14 protein-coding genes, 1 tRNA gene and 1 pseudogene are annotated in these 14,577 nt (G+C 57.1%); 11 read left to right on the top strand and 5 right to left on the bottom strand.

Annotated elements, in window-relative coordinates; all coding sequences use genetic code 11:
* Window positions 1–48: 48 nt before the first annotated feature.
* The 3 genes from HMPREF3142_RS25035 to HMPREF3142_RS25025 form a co-directional block, all read right to left on the bottom strand.
* Window positions 49–531 (bottom strand): WbuC family cupin fold metalloprotein, encoded by a 483-nt coding sequence (locus HMPREF3142_RS25035; protein WP_008803899.1) that lies wholly within the window; start codon window positions 529–531, stop codon window positions 49–51.
* Between the two features lie 249 nt (window positions 532–780).
* Window positions 781–855: transfer RNA gene (locus HMPREF3142_RS25030), tRNA-Arg, on the bottom strand.
* A gap of 89 nt (window positions 856–944) precedes the next feature.
* A complete protein-coding gene (locus HMPREF3142_RS25025) occupies window positions 945–1,874 on the bottom strand; it encodes a formate/nitrite transporter family protein (protein WP_008803900.1) in 930 nt (309 codons plus the stop codon).
* A gap of 289 nt (window positions 1,875–2,163) precedes the next feature.
* Between HMPREF3142_RS25025 and mlaA the strand changes: the two genes are divergently transcribed.
* Entirely contained in the window at window positions 2,164–2,925 is a 762-nt protein-coding gene (gene mlaA, locus HMPREF3142_RS25020) for a phospholipid-binding lipoprotein MlaA (protein ID WP_012967489.1), read from the top strand.
* A gap of 61 nt (window positions 2,926–2,986) precedes the next feature.
* On the opposite strand, the gene fadL is transcribed toward mlaA, so the two are convergent.
* A complete protein-coding gene (fadL, locus tag HMPREF3142_RS25015) occupies window positions 2,987–4,309 on the bottom strand; it encodes a long-chain fatty acid transporter FadL (protein WP_012967490.1) in 1,323 nt (440 codons plus the stop codon).
* 373 nt (window positions 4,310–4,682) lie between these two features.
* Here fadL and HMPREF3142_RS25010 point away from each other — a divergent pair, with 373 nt between their 5' ends.
* The 4 genes from HMPREF3142_RS25010 (at window position 4,683) to sixA (ending at window position 9,274) form a co-directional block, all read left to right on the top strand.
* On the top strand, window positions 4,683–4,967 hold the full coding sequence (locus HMPREF3142_RS25010) for a YfcZ/YiiS family protein (RefSeq protein WP_012967491.1): 285 nt from the start codon (window positions 4,683–4,685) through the stop codon (window positions 4,965–4,967).
* A 157-nt stretch (window positions 4,968–5,124) separates the two neighbouring features.
* Complete coding sequence (gene fadI, locus HMPREF3142_RS25005) at window positions 5,125–6,435, top strand: acetyl-CoA C-acyltransferase FadI (protein ID WP_008803904.1); 1,311 nt, start codon at window positions 5,125–5,127, stop codon at window positions 6,433–6,435.
* Window positions 6,435–8,579 carry a fatty acid oxidation complex subunit alpha FadJ gene (gene fadJ / locus HMPREF3142_RS25000; RefSeq protein WP_070612840.1) on the top strand — a complete coding sequence of 715 codons (2,145 nt, stop codon included), beginning with the start codon at window positions 6,435–6,437 and terminating at the stop codon, window positions 8,577–8,579. Before fadI ends, fadJ begins: the two co-directional genes overlap by 1 nt.
* Window positions 8,580–8,788: 209 nt before the next feature.
* A complete protein-coding gene (gene sixA, locus HMPREF3142_RS24995) occupies window positions 8,789–9,274 on the top strand; it encodes a phosphohistidine phosphatase SixA (protein ID WP_008803906.1) in 486 nt (161 codons plus the stop codon).
* Window positions 9,275–9,292: 18 nt separating this feature from the next.
* On the opposite strand, the gene smrB is transcribed toward sixA, so the two are convergent.
* Entirely contained in the window at window positions 9,293–9,844 is a 552-nt protein-coding gene (gene smrB, locus HMPREF3142_RS24990) for an endonuclease SmrB (RefSeq protein WP_008803907.1), read from the bottom strand.
* Window positions 9,845–10,011: 167 nt separating this feature from the next.
* Between smrB and prmB the strand changes: the two genes are divergently transcribed.
* From prmB to HMPREF3142_RS24960, 6 genes and pseudogenes are all read left to right on the top strand, one after another.
* A complete protein-coding gene (gene prmB, locus HMPREF3142_RS24985; RefSeq protein ID WP_002913346.1) occupies window positions 10,012–10,944 on the top strand; it encodes a 50S ribosomal protein L3 N(5)-glutamine methyltransferase in 933 nt (310 codons plus the stop codon).
* A gap of 42 nt (window positions 10,945–10,986) precedes the next feature.
* Window positions 10,987–12,072 carry a chorismate synthase gene (gene aroC / locus HMPREF3142_RS24980; RefSeq protein ID WP_012540962.1) on the top strand — a complete coding sequence of 362 codons (1,086 nt, stop codon included), beginning with the start codon at window positions 10,987–10,989 and terminating at the stop codon, window positions 12,070–12,072.
* A 2-nt stretch (window positions 12,073–12,074) separates the two neighbouring features.
* Window positions 12,075–12,898, top strand: a pseudogene (gene mepA, locus HMPREF3142_RS24975) (penicillin-insensitive murein endopeptidase).
* Window positions 12,898–13,707: a sulfite exporter TauE/SafE family protein gene (locus tag HMPREF3142_RS24970; RefSeq protein ID WP_008803911.1), complete on the top strand. Its 810-nt coding sequence runs from the start codon at window positions 12,898–12,900 to the stop codon at window positions 13,705–13,707. The pseudogene mepA and the gene HMPREF3142_RS24970 overlap by 1 nt, the downstream one beginning before the upstream one ends.
* A complete protein-coding gene (locus HMPREF3142_RS24965) occupies window positions 13,707–14,255 on the top strand; it encodes an elongation factor P hydroxylase (RefSeq protein WP_008803912.1) in 549 nt (182 codons plus the stop codon). Before HMPREF3142_RS24970 ends, HMPREF3142_RS24965 begins: the two co-directional genes overlap by 1 nt.
* Window positions 14,256–14,286: 31 nt before the next feature.
* On the top strand, window positions 14,287–14,568 hold the full coding sequence (locus tag HMPREF3142_RS24960) for a YfcL family protein (protein WP_008803913.1): 282 nt from the start codon (window positions 14,287–14,289) through the stop codon (window positions 14,566–14,568).
* Window positions 14,569–14,577 lie beyond the last annotated feature (9 nt).

Raw genomic sequence — 14,577 nt, 5'->3', positions numbered from 1 at the left:
GGGGGGGGGCAAACAGACGCCAGTCGCGTCTGTTTGGTGTAGCTGTTGTTATTGTGGCGTCGACAGAAAACGGTCCCCCGGCTGCGCGATGGCATACCATGCCATCATCTCTGCGGTGCCCGGTTGGCCTTCGGCAGGCGCCCAGGCCATGGTGTCAACTTCGGCAAGCGGCTGATAAGCACCTTGCTTAACTTCAAAAACCATCCCGCCCGGGTCGAGCGAGAGCACCGTATGCCAGGTACCGGCTTCCATTTCCAGCGCCGTGCAGGTTTCACCCAGCACCACCCGGCGGGTGACTACGCCATTGTCATCAAAATTCAGTACCACAAAGCGGCCTTTCAGCGGCAGCAAAAGTTCGAAGGTATGTCTGTGCCGGTGCGGACGGATATAGGTGCCGGGTTCCATCGCAATGGCGAGGCGCTGTACCGGGTCGCTTAGTTCGGGATGAAAATTGCGATGGGCACGCAAGCGCGGTGCACTGGCTGCCGCTTCGCTCTGCTGCTGCATATCGCTGAGGGTGATCTGTTTCATATCAACGCCTGGCTCCTGTATCGTCCAGAGAAGGTTGCACTGGGGTAGTGGCTTGTGACTGTTTAAGCCAAGGGGCATTGTACGCGGAATGCGCGTTTTTGTCGGTTTATTGTCTGTGCGATTGACTGGGGCGCCCCTTCCTGTCCTGGCTAATCCACTCGTGGATAATTTCGGCAAATTATGATGGCGAGAAGAATATGCCATGGCTGGCGTTTAGGTAATGGTGGGAAATAGCGGTCAACGTTTATATGGTGTCCCCTGCAGGAATCGAACCTGCAACTAGCCCTTAGGAGGGGCTCGTTATATCCATTTAACTAAGGGGACAAGGCGGTGCGAGTATAGCGTTTTTTGCCCGCCTGAGTAAGAGCCATACCGTCTGACTGCTTAAACCCTCGCCACTCACGGCGCTTTTTTTATGCCCGGTCGGCGTTTTTGGCTTTCTCCGCGGCCTGGGCGCGGGCTTCCGCTTTTCGCTTGCTGCTCATATCGTTACGGATCTGCGCATGGCTCAGCAGCGCGAAGATGAAGGTCCCGCCGCAGATATTTCCCGCCAGCGTCGGCAGGGCGAACGGCCAGATAAAGTCGCTCCAGGGCAGGCTTCCGTTAAACACCAGATAAAGGATCTCGACCGATCCCACCACGATATGAGTCGTATCCGCCAGGGCGATAAGCCAGGTCATGAGAATAATCACCACGATCTTGGCCGCACCGGCGACAGGAAACATCCAGACCATGGTGGCGACCAGCCAGCCGGAAATAATCGCATTAGCGAACATCTCCGTCGGGCTGTTTTTCATTACATCTTCGGCGATGCTGACAAAGGCCTGACGAGTTGGTTCATCAAAGACGGGCATAAAATTGAAGGCCCATGCGGCCACTGCGGTACCGATGAGGTTGCCGGCCAGCACCACCGACCACAACCGCATCAGCAAACCGATGTTACCTGGGGTGGGATTGTGCATCACCGGCAGAACGGCGGTAACCGTATTTTCCGTGAACAGCTGCTGGCGGGCCATGATCACGATAATAAAGCCGAAGGTATACCCGAGATTTTCCAGTAAAAACCCGCCCGGGATCCCCTCCAGTTTGACGTGAAAAATCCCTTTTGCCAGCAGGGAGGCGCCCATCGACAGACCGGCCGCAATGGCTGACCACAACAGGGCCAGCGCATCGCGTTCCATCTCTTTTTCCCCTTCCTGGCGAATATGTTCATGGATGGCCATCGCCCGCGAGGGCAGGCGATCTTCATCCACTTCTATTTCCTCTCCGCGCTGTTTTTCTTCACTTTCGACTTCTCGCTCGTCATCCGCTGGTTTTAATTTGTTATTGTCTAGTTCATCCATTTCGTGGCCCTCGCTATCAATCTATATAGATATAGCGTAGCGGCTTTCCCTGCCGTCTGGCTGGGCATACTCTGAAATCGCAAAAATGGTAACGTCAGATTTTTGTTGCTCCGGTAGAATGGGAGCCCCGCGATCTCGTTATTCCCAGGCTATGATCAAATCAACAACTTGGGTGATATAGACATCGTTCAACGTGCTGTTACAATCGCTCACATCTATACGGGCGGAAACGTTGTCTTTCCGTCATGGATGGCAACTCGCGATAGCCATAAAAACCAGGGAGACACCTATGAATTATCGCCTGTCGGCGCTTGCGCTTGGCGCCACATTGCTGGTGGGATGTGCCAGTTCCAGCTCTGGCGATCAGCCGCAGGGGCGTTCAGACCCGTTAGAAGGGTTTAACCGCACGATGTTCAATTTCAACTTTAACGTGGTTGATCCTTACGTGCTTCGCCCGGTGGCGGTGGCATGGCGTGACTACGTCCCGCAGCCGGCGCGCAATGGTTTGAGTAACTTCACCAGCAACCTTGAAGAGCCGGCGGTAATGGTGAACTCCTTCCTGCAGGGCGACCCCTATAAAGGTATGGTGCACTTTACCCGTTTCTTCCTGAACACCATCCTCGGGATGGGCGGTCTGATCGATGTCGCGGGCATGGCGAATCCGCAGCTGCAGCGCGTTGAACCGCATCGTTTCGGCAGCACGCTCGGCCATTATGGCGTCGGCTATGGTCCGTATGTGCAACTGCCATTCTACGGTAGCTTTACGCTGCGCGATGAAGGCGGTGATATGGCCGATGGCCTCTACCCGGTACTCTCCTGGTTGACCTGGCCGATGTCGATTGGTAAATGGGCTGTCGAAGGGATTGAAACTCGTGCCCAGCTGCTGGATTCCGACGGCCTGCTCCGTCAGTCTTCCGATCCTTACATTTTGATGCGTGAAGCTTATTTCCAGCGCCATGACTTTATCGCCAACGGCGGTAAGCTGACCCCGGCGGACAACCCGAATGCCCAGGCTATTCAGGATGAACTGAAAGACATTGATTCACAGTAATCTGCGAACGATAAAAAAAGGGTGAACATGTTGTTCACCCTTTTTTGTTGCGCGCGGCTTATCAGAAGCGGTAGTTGAAGTTGGCGCCGTACAGCCAGGCGGTCCCTTCGGAACGGAAGGTATACGGGCCTTCCTTAATTTCTACGTGCTGGCCGTGCATATAGGAAAGACCGACGTCAACCGACGCATCCTTGTTAAACGCGTAAGTGGTACCCGCGCTCAGCCACAGGCGATCCTGGTCAGGAATGGAGATGGAGCGGTTGTTGGCCGGCACCGGGCTGTCATCGAAAGCGATACCGGTGCGGAAGGTCCAGTTATCGTCGTAATAATACGTGGTCCCCAGCGCAAGACGGTAGGCATCTTTGAAGCCTTCCTCTTTATAGAACAGCGTCTGGCCGTTGCTGCCGGTGGCTTTCAGCTCCTGGAACTGACTCCAGCTGGTGTAGGTCAGGCTATAGTGGACCGCCCACTGCGGTGCCACGCGGTTATAGCCCGACAGCTCCCACATTTCCGGCAGGTTAAGGGTCAGTGAACCGCCGGTGGTCTGGCCGTTAGTGCCCGCTGGCAGACCGAAGTTGCCGAGGATTTGGTTATAGGCCGCCGGCAGGCTGCTGCGGTAGTTACCGTCGAAGTCGATCTTCACCTCGGAACGGTAGGTAAAACCGTAGCGGTTGTTCTTATCCAGCTCATAGAGGATACCGGCATTCCAGCCAAAGCCCCAGGCGTTGCCGTTAAGATGGGCGATCTGCGTGTCGGCAGGGATCTTCGCCACCTGGCCTGCCAGCGCCGGCGGCAGTGCGCCAGAACCAGCGACAATCTGACCCAGGTCACCCGCATAGCGCTCGATCTTCGCCTTGGCGTAGACCGCGTCAAAACCTAAGCCAAAGCTCCAGTTGCTGTCGAGACGGTAGGCGCCGCTCAGGTTGAAGTTCGCGGTGGTCAGGTCGGTTTTACCGCCCATGCTGCCAGCCGCATAGTCATCGTTGTATTCCGTTGCCAGGCCGTAGTTAGAGGTAATAGATGCCCCCCAACCGAATTGATCGTTAATCGGCGCGACAAAGTGGAAGTTGGGTACCCACGCCGTCGGGGCGATATTGTCCGCATTCAGGCTCTTGCCGGTGGGAGAGGTGCCGGAGACATTGACACCCGGGTCAACAAAAACGGCGCCCGCCGACATGGTTGGACGGTCAAACATCATAATTAATGCCGGGTTACGACTGGCATTGCCTGCATCGTCTGCGATAGCCCCTTCACCGGAATAGGCCCGACCCAGCCCTGATGAAGAGAATTCGTTGAGCTGGAAGCCTGCTGACCAGGCCTGGGTGGAAACAAGTGCTACAGCCACTGCAAGGGCAGATTGGGTAAAGCGGGTTTTCTGGCTCATGCCCATAACCTCATTGAGTTATTTTTTTTTAAACTATGTTACATGCCGTAACAGAAGCGCGGAAGTGTAGGGTCTGTGGTACAACAGAGAAATCAGACCAGTGCGCTGAGTATAGGTCTGACCAGATGAGTTGTTGCAAGTTTGTTTATGAAGTTTTTCAATTGTGATAACAGAAACGCGATCCAGCTGGCAAAATTGTCGGGGAGAGTAAGAGGCAGAAGAGGTGATTTTTGTTTTAGATCATTTTTAAGTGTGATTTCTGTCACTTAACGCGGTGATGGCGATTCTCGGCTGGAGGCTCACCGGGGGCAGGGCGTAAAATAGGCACATTATTTGTCTGGCACCGAAGATGCCTATACAGAGGAAATCTACGATGAGTAAATGTAGCGCTGATGAAACCCCGGTATGCTGCTGTATGGATGTTGGCACCATTGTGGACAACACCGACTGCACCGCCTCATACAGCCGCGTGTTCGCCAACCGCGCGGAAGCGGAGCAAACGCTCGCTGCGCTGAGCGAGAAAGCGCGTAATGTGCAATCTGAACCGTGCAAAATCAACCCGACCTTCACCGACGTTGACGGCGGCGTACAGCTGGATATCGATTTTATTTTTAGCTGCGAAGCCGAATCGCTGATCTTCCAGTTAGGATTACGTTAATCCCTCCGTTTAACGCCCCGTAGAAGGGGCGTTACCTTTCTGTTCAATGTGTTTTGGCTCGCAATTTTTCGCTTCCCCGATTGGCTTAATGTAAAAAATTAGTTAAGACTGTTATCAGGTCAGACCACTTGGTTGTTTTGCTTAACAGGGGAGCGTTATGAGTCAGGCATTACCGCTTATCACCCGTCAGGGCGATCGCATTGCCATTGTCAGGGGTTTACGCACGCCATTTGCGCGCCAGGCGACGGTTTTTCATGGCGTTCCGGCCGTTGATTTAGGGAAAATGGTGGTTGGCGAAATGCTCGCCCGGAGTGACATTCCCGCGGACGTCATTGAGCAACTGGTTTTTGGCCAGGTGGTGCAGATGCCGGAGGCGCCGAATATCGCCCGGGAAATCGTGCTCGGCACCGGAATGAGCGTGCACACCGATGCCTATAGCGTCAGTCGCGCCTGCGCCACCAGCTTCCAGGCCGTGGCGAATGTTGCTGAAAGCCTGATGGCCGGCACCATCCGCGCCGGTATTGCCGGCGGCGCCGACTCCTCTTCTGTATTGCCCATTGGGGTCAGTAAAACACTGGCCCGCACGCTGGTGGATGCCAATAAAGCCCGCACGCTGAGCCAAAAGCTGAAGCTGTTTTCCCGTCTGCGGCCGCGCGACCTGCTGCCGGTCCCCCCGGCGGTGGCGGAATATTCAACCGGTTTGCGGATGGGCGATACCGCGGAACAGATGGCGAAAAGTTGGGGCATCACCCGGGAACAACAGGATGCGCTGGCGCATCGTTCGCACCAGCTGGCGGCCAAAGCCTGGGAAGAGGGAAAGTTGTCAGCTGAGGTGATGACGGCCTACGCGCCCCCTTTCCGCGAGCCGCTGGAGCAGGACAACAATATTCGTAAAAATTCAACCCTCGCAGATTACCAAAAGTTACGCCCTGCCTTTGACCGCAAACATGGCACCGTCACCGCAGCCAACAGCACGCCGCTGACGGACGGCGCGGCGGCGGTGATCCTGATGACCGAGTCCAGGGCCAAAGAGCTGGGTCTGACGCCGCTGGGTTATCTGCGCAGCTATGCCTTTACCGCCATCGACGTCTGGCAGGATATGCTGCTGGGGCCCGCATGGTCCACGCCGCTGGCGCTGGAGCGGGCAGGTCTGACGCTGGCGGATCTGACGCTTATTGATATGCACGAAGCTTTTGCTGCGCAGACGTTGGCCAATCTCCAGTGTCTGGCAAGCGAGCGCTTTGCTCGTGAAGTGCTGGGACGCTCGCAGGCCACCGGTGAGGTGGATGAGAGCAAGTTTAACGTCCTCGGCGGATCTATTGCTTACGGTCATCCTTTTGCTGCCACCGGCGCGCGGATGATCACCCAGACGCTGCATGAGCTGCGGCGACGGGGCGGGGGATTCGGTCTGGTGACGGCCTGCGCGGCAGGTGGTCTGGGTGCGGCGATGATCGTGGAGGCTGAATAATGGATACTGTTTCCGCTTTTAAGCTTGAGGTCCGTGCGGACAAGATCGCGGTGATCACCATCGATGCCCCGGGTGAGAAAATGAATACCCTGAAAGCTGAGTTCGGCAATCAGGTGCGGGGGCTGATACGTCAGGTTCGTGATGATAAGTCGGTGCGCGGCGTGGTGTTTATCTCCGCCAAAGCGGATAACTTTATCGCCGGCGCAGACATTAACATGATTGCCCGCTGCCGCAGCGCGCAGGAAGCGGAAGCGCTGGCGCGCCAGGGGCAGCAGATTATGGCTGAAATCCATGGCTTGTCGATCCCGGTGATTGCCGCCATCCACGGCGCCTGCCTCGGCGGCGGTCTGGAACTGGCGCTGGCCTGTCATGGCCGGATCTGTAGCGATGACGAAAAAACCCGACTCGGTTTGCCGGAAGTGCAGCTTGGCCTGCTGCCGGGCTCCGGGGGAACGCAGCGTTTACCGCGGCTGATTGGCGTCAGTACAGCGCTGGATATGATGCTTACCGGCAGGCAGCTGCGTGCGCGCCAGGCGCTGAAGGCCGGTCTGGTGGACGAGGTGGTTCCACAGGCGATTTTATTGCAGGCGGCGGTGGAGCTGGCGCTGAAGGGGCGACCGGCCAGTCGGGATATGCCCGTACGCGAACGCGTGCTGGCGGGGCCTTTGGGCCGCCATCTGTTATTCCATTTCGTCGGCAAACAAACGCAGCGCAAGACCCAGGGGAACTATCCGGCGGTGAAGCGAATTCTGCAGGTTGTCGAGAATGGCCTGACCCACGGTTGCAGCAGCGGTTACGCCGAAGAAGCTCGCGCGTTTGGCGAACTGGCGATGACCCCGCAGTCGCAAGCGCTGCGTTCGATCTTCTTTGCCAGTACCGATCTGAAAAAAGACCGTGGCGCCGAAGCAGAGCCCGGACCGCTGACGAGCATTGCGGTGCTGGGCGGCGGCCTGATGGGCGGGGGGATCGCCTATGTGACCGCCTGTAAGGGCGGGCTGCCGGTGCGCATTAAAGATATCCAGCCGCGTGGGATTAACCATGCCTTAAAGTACAGCTGGGAGCTGCTGAATAAACAGGTCCGCCAGCGTCGTCTGCGCCCCAGTGAGCGCGATCGCCAGATGGCGATGATCTCCGGCGCCACCGACTATCAGGGCTTTGCTCATCGCGACGTGGTGATCGAGGCGGTATTTGAGGACCTGGCCCTGAAGCAGCGGATGGTCAGCGAAGTGGAGCAATATTGCGGGCCGCAGACCATCTTTGCGTCGAACACCTCATCGTTACCGATAGGCGATATTGCCGCCCAGGCCCGTCGCCCCGGGCGGGTGATCGGCCTGCATTTCTTCAGTCCAGTGGAAAAAATGCCGCTGGTTGAAGTGATCCCGCATAAGGGAACCGATCCGCAGGCTATCGCTACCGTGGTGCAACTGGCTAAACGTCAGGGGAAAACGCCGATTGTGGTGGCGGATAAAGCGGGCTTCTATGTGAACCGCATCCTCGCGCCCTATATCAATGAAGCGATGCGCCTGCTGGTGGAGGGCGAACCGGTTGAAGAGATTGATAAGGCCCTGGTTAAATTCGGTTTCCCGGTAGGGCCAATCCAGCTACTGGATGAGGTTGGCATCGATACCGGCACCAAAATTATCCCCGTGCTGGAGAGCGCGTTTGGAGAACGTTTTAGCCCACCTGCAAACATCATTGACGCGATTTTGAAGGACGATCGCAAAGGTAGAAAAAATAATCGTGGTTTCTATCTTTATGAGACAAAAGGGCGTAAAAGCAAAAAACGGCCCGACCCGGCAGTCTATCCGCTGCTCGGCATCGACCGCCCCCAGTCGCGGCTCTCCGCGCAGCAGGTGGCGGAACGCTGTGTGATGATGATGCTTAACGAGGCGGCGCGCTGCTTTGATGAGCAGATTATCCGTAGCGCGCGCGATGGCGATATCGGCGCCGTCTTTGGTATAGGCTTTCCGCCATTTCTTGGCGGCCCGTTCCGGTATATGGATACTATCGGCGCGGGTGAAGTTGCCGCGATCCTGCAGCGCCTGGCCGCCCAGTACGGCCCACGTTTTACACCCTGTGACACTTTATTACGCATGGCCGAACAGGGGACAACCTTTTGGCCAGCGGATGAACGGCTGACCTAAGTTGTGGTCAAAGAAGATAAATCCGGCTGCGGATGACGCTGTTGATTGGCTGTTTTGTAAACAATGATTGACTATACTTACGCCATTGAGGTAAAAAACAGCGTTTCATTCGTTGAATGGATCAGGCACAATGCCCGGCCACCGGGTCACCTGCGTATTGTCTTCGCAGGCCAAACTACGGTGCTTCTGGTTAACAAAAGCGGTGCAATATGCAAGTTTTTATTATGCGTCACGGCGACGCTGCCCTCGATGCAGCCAGCGACTCAGTTCGTCCATTAACCGTATGCGGTTGTGATGAGTCTCGTCAGATGGCAACCTGGCTGAAAGGTCAAAAAGTGGATATTGAGCGCGTTCTTGTCAGTCCCTATCTGCGTGCAGAACAGACGCTGGATATTGTTGGGGAGTGCATGAACCTGCCGAAACATGTCGACGTGATGCCGGAACTCACGCCGTGCGGCGACGTAGGCCTGGTTAGCGCCTATCTGCAGGCGCTGGCGAATGAAGGCGTGGCGACGGCGCTGGTCGTCTCCCACCTGCCGCTGGTGGGGTACCTGGTCTCAGAGCTGTGTCCGGGGGAAACGCCTCCGATGTTCACCACCTCGGCTATCGCCTGCGTGACGCTGGACGCCGACGGCAAGGGTGAATACCTCTGGCAGAAAAGCCCCTGCAATCTCAAGATGGCCAACGCCATCTGACGGCCCCGGAGCCCGCCGTTAAGGCAGCTCCGGCGGTTGCCACTCCTCTACCTCAATCAGCACCAGCAGTGCGGCGTCACCGCCGTACTCTTTTGGTGCCTGGTGAAACGCCATTATATGCGGATGTTGCGCCAGCCACAGCGGGGTTTGCTGTTTGAGAATATGTTTGCCGTGCCCGTGCATCACACAGGCGCAAAACACATGTTCGCGGCGGCAGGCGGCAATCAGCGCGCCCAGTTCCTGTTTGGCCTGCTGCTGGGTGAGCCCATGCAGATCGAGAAACAGTTCCGGCGAATAATCCCCACGGCGCAGCTTTTTCAGCTCAAAATGGCTAACGTCGGCGCGGACATATTTCGTCGAGCCTTCAGTATTCAGTAGCGGCTGAAACTCATCAGAGAAATAGTGGCTGTTATCGGCCTGTTCCTGCAGCAAACGCTTCGGAGCAACCTCAGTGACCTTCTTGCGCTGCGGACGGTGAACGATGGTGTCCTGCTTGATCTTCCGCGTGCCGGTCATTAACTGACGGAACAGCGCCTGATCCTCCTCGCTTAGCGATGTCTTCTTTTTCATTGTCCACTCTCATTAATACTTTGCGCTAGTTTACCCGACTCAATATCCCTTCGGGCAAGGAAAACCTGTTTTTTCCCCGGTCACCCCACGCAAGAATGCTGATTTATCGCCGTCTTCATGGCACACTAGCCGCCGAATTTATAGCAGAGTGTGCCCTGGAGGTTGTCGTGGATAAAATTTTTGTTGATGAGGCAGTCAATGAGCTGCATACCATTCAGGACATGCTGCGCTGGGCGGTAAGCCGTTTCAGTGCTGCTAATATCTGGTACGGTCACGGAACTGATAACCCGTGGGACGAGGCAGTACAGCTGGTGCTGCCGTCGCTCTACCTACCGCTGGATATCCCGGAAGATATGCGGACTGCGCGTCTGACCTCCAGCGAGAAACACCGCATCGTTGAGCGGGTGATCCGCCGCGTGAACGAGCGCATTCCCGTCGCCTATCTGACCAACAAAGCGTGGTTCTGCGGGCATGAGTTTTACGTCGATGAGCGGGTGCTGGTCCCGCGCTCCCCGATTGGCGAACTGATCAACAATCAGTTTGCCGGGCTGATTAACCATAAGCCGCAGCATATCCTTGATATGTGCACCGGCAGCGGCTGCATCGCCATCGCCTGCGCCTATGCTTTCCCGGAAGCCGAAGTCGACGCCGTGGATATTTCCCCGGACGCGCTGGCCGTCGCCGAGCACAACGTGGAGTCCCATGGCTTGATCCATCACGTGACGCCGATCCGCTCCGACCTGTTCCGCGATCTGCCGAAGCTGCAGTACGATCTGATCGTCACCAATCCGCCGTATGTCGATGAAGAGGACATGGCCGATCTGCCGGAAGAGTATGAGCATGAGCCGGTGCTGGGTCTGGCCTCCGGTAGCGACGGCCTGAAGCTGACGCGCCGCATCCTCGGTAACGCGCCGGATTATCTCAGCGATGACGGGATTCTGATTTGTGAAGTCGGTAACAGCATGGTACATCTGATGGAGCAATATCCGGACGTGCCGTTTACCTGGCTTGAGTTTGATAACGGCGGCGACGGTGTCTTCATGCTGACCAAACAGCAGCTGATTGACGCCCGCGCGCACTTCGGTATTTATAAAGACTAAAAAAAACAACACGCCAACATAACGAAAAAGATTGGAGCCGTGATGGCAGGAAATACAATTGGACAACTCTTTCGCGTCACTACCTTCGGCGAATCGCACGGCCTGGCGCTGGGCTGCATCGTCGACGGCGTGCCGCCGGGCATCCCGCTGACCGAAGCCGACCTGCAGCACGACCTCGATCGTCGTCGCCCGGGCACCTCGCGTTACACCACGCAGCGTCGCGAGCCGGATCAGGTCAAAATTCTTTCCGGCGTCTTCGAAGGCGTTACTACCGGGACCAGTATCGGCCTGCTGATTGAGAACACCGATCAGCGTTCGCAGGATTACGGCGCAATCAAAGATCTGTTCCGTCCGGGCCACGCCGATTACACCTACGAGCAAAAGTATGGTCTGCGCGACTATCGCGGCGGCGGTCGTTCTTCTGCGCGCGAAACCGCGATGCGCGTAGCGGCCGGGGCGATTGCCAAAAAATACCTTGCCGCGAAGTTCGGCATCGTCATTCGCGGCTGCCTGACGCAGATGGGCGATATTCCGCTGGCCATCAAAGACTGGAATCAGGTCGAGCAGAACCCGTTCTTCTGCCCGGACCCGGATAAAATCGACGCTCTGGATGAACTGATGCGCGGCCTGAAAAAAGAGGGTGACTCCATTGGCGCGAAAGTGACGGTGGTGGCTGACGGCGTACCGCCGGGCCTCGGCGAGCCGGTCTTCGATCGCCTGGATGCCGATATCGCCCACGCGCTGATGAGCATCAACGCCGTGAAAGGGGTGGAAATTGGCGACGGCTTTGAAGTGGTGAAGCTGCGCGGCAGCGAAAACCGCGATGAAATCACCAAAGACGGATTCCAGAGCAACCACGCCGGCGGCATTCTTGGCGGCATCAGCAGCGGCCAGCAGATCGTTGCCAACATCGCGCTGAAGCCTACCTCCAGTATTACCGTTCCCGGTCATACGATTAACCGCTTTGGCGAAGAAGTGGAGATGATCACCAAAGGGCGTCACGATCCGTGCGTCGGCATTCGCGCCGTACCGATCGCTGAGGCGATGCTGGCGATCGTCCTGATGGATCACTTTATGCGTCAGCGCGCGCAGAATGGCGATGTGACGACGACAATTCCACGCTGGTAACCATGAAAAACACCGTTATCGCACTGCTCGCGCTGCTGGCCAGCGCCGGTAGCCTGGCCGCGACGCCGTGGCAGAAAATATCCCAGCCGATCGGCGGCAGCGCCCAGTCAATCGGCGCATTTTCCAATGGCTGTATCGTGGGCGCCGAGGCGCTCCCTCTGAGCGCCACCGGCTATCAGGTGATGCGTACCGATCAGCGTCGCTACTTCGGTCATCCGGATCTGGTTCAGTTTATTCAGCGCCTGAGTAATCAGGTGCACAATAAAGGAATGGGAACCGTGCTGATTGGCGACATGGGGATGCCGGCAGGCGGGCGCTTTAACGGCGGTCACGCCAGTCACCAGACGGGCCTGGATGTCGATATTTTCCTCCAGCTGCCGCAAACGCGCTGGACATCGTCTCAGCTGTTGAAGCCGCAGGCGCTGGATCTGGTCGCCAGCGACGGCAAGCACGTGGTGCCGTCGCTGTGGAGCCCGCAAATCAGCCAGTTGATCAAGCTGGCGGCGGAAGATAGCGAGGTCACCCGTATTTTCGTCAACCCGGCGATTAAACAGCAACTGTGCCTGGACGCGGGCAGCGACCGCCAGTGGCTGCGTAAAGTCCGTCCCTGGTTCCAGCATCGCGCTCATATGCACGTCCGACTGCGTTGCCCGGCGGGAAGTCTGGAGTGCGAGGATCAGGCGCCACCGCCGCCCGGCGATGGCTGCGGAGCGGAGCTGCAGAGCTGGTTCGAACCACCTAAACCGGGTCTACCCCCCCTGTGAAGAAGACGCCGCCGCCGCTGCCGCCTTCCTGCCAGGCGCTACTGGATGAGCATGTGCTGTAATGGATAGTTTTATCGAGTTGTTTGCCGTATCGCCGTTGGTGCTGGTGGTACTCTTCTTTGTCGCCATCCTGGCCGGTTTTATTGACTCACTGGCGGGAGGCGGGGGTTTACTGACCGTTCCGGCGTTGATGGCGGCAGGAATGCCGCCGGCGCAGGCGCTGGCGACCAATAAGCTGCAGGCCTGCGGCGGGTCGCTATCGGCGACCCTCTATTTTGTCCGCCGTAAGGTGGTCAGCCTCGCCGATCAGAAGCTGAATATTCTGATGACCTTTATCGGCTCAACCGCGGGTGCGCTGCTGGTCCAGCACGTCCAGTCCGATATTCTTAAGCAGATCCTGCCGTTGCTGGTGATCGGCATCGGTCTCTATTTTCTGCTGATGCCGAAACTGGGCGAAGCGGACCGGCAGCGTCGGCTGTACGGTCTGCCGTTTGCGCTGGTTGCTGGCGGCAGCGTAGGATTCTACGACGGCTTTTTTGGCCCCGGCGCCGGTTCGTTTTATGCACTGGCTTTTGTCACCCTGGCCGGATTTAACCTGGCGAAGTCGACGGCCCATGCCAAGCTGCTGAACGCGACCTCAAACGTCGGCGGTCTGCTGCTGTTTATCATCGGCGGGAAGGTCATCTGGGCCACCGGCTTTGTGATGATGGCCGGCCAGTTTATTGGCGCTCGCGCCGGCTCCCGGCTGGTGCTGAGTAAAGGGCAGTCGCTGATCCGGCCGATGATCGTTATCGTCTCGGCGGTGATGAGCGCGAAGCTTCTCTATGACAGCCACGGGGCTGAGATTTTGCAGTGGTTGGGAATTCATTAATGCAACAGCAACACCATTATCAGCAGCTGATTGACCTTTTCGACAGCTGCTTTGCCGAAGAATTTAATACTCGCCTGGTAAAAGGCGACGATGAGCCGATCTACCTTCCGGCCGATGACGACACGCCCTATCACCGTATCGTGTTTGCGCACGGGTTTTTTGCCAGCGCCCTGCACGAGATTTCTCACTGGTGTGTCGCCGGCAAAGCGCGCCGCGAACGAGTCGATTTTGGCTACTGGTACTGCCCGGATGGCCGCGATGCGATGACTCAAAGCCAGTTTGAGGAGGTCGAGGTGAAACCGCAGGCCTATGAGTGGCTGTTCTGCGTGGCGGCGGGATTTCCGTTTAACGTCAGCTGTGACAATCTGGAAGGAGACGTTGAGCCCGATCGCATCGCCTTCCAGCGCCGGGTTCATGCTCGGGTAATGACTTTGCTTGAACAAGGGATCCCCGAACGTCCGGCGCGTTTTATTCGCGCATTGCAACATTATTATCAAACGCCGACATTGACGGCGGAACACTTTCCGTGGCCGGAAGACCTGCACTAAGGCCACACATTACATGACAAGAGGTAAGATGATGATCGCGGAGTTTGAATCACGCATTCTGGCGCTGATTGACAACATGGTAGACCACGCCAGTGATGATGAACTGTTTGCCGGCGGTTATCTGCGCGGCCACCTGACGCTGGCGGTGGCTGAGCTGGAAGGTGAGGGCGAGCATTCTGCTGAAGCGGTAAACAGTAAGGTCAGCCAGAGCCTGGAGAAGGCCATCAGCGCTGGCGAACTGTCGCCGCCGGACCAAATTCTGGTGCAGGGGATGTGGCATAACCTGTATCAACAGGCGAAAAATCAGGCCTGAGCCATATTG

The organism is Klebsiella sp. HMSC16C06 (genome assembly GCF_001808325.1).
GTDB lineage: Bacteria > Pseudomonadota > Gammaproteobacteria > Enterobacterales > Enterobacteriaceae > Klebsiella > Klebsiella variicola.
The sequence above is the reverse complement of the archived record's forward strand: the minus strand, read 5'-3'. Positions and strand labels throughout refer to the sequence as shown.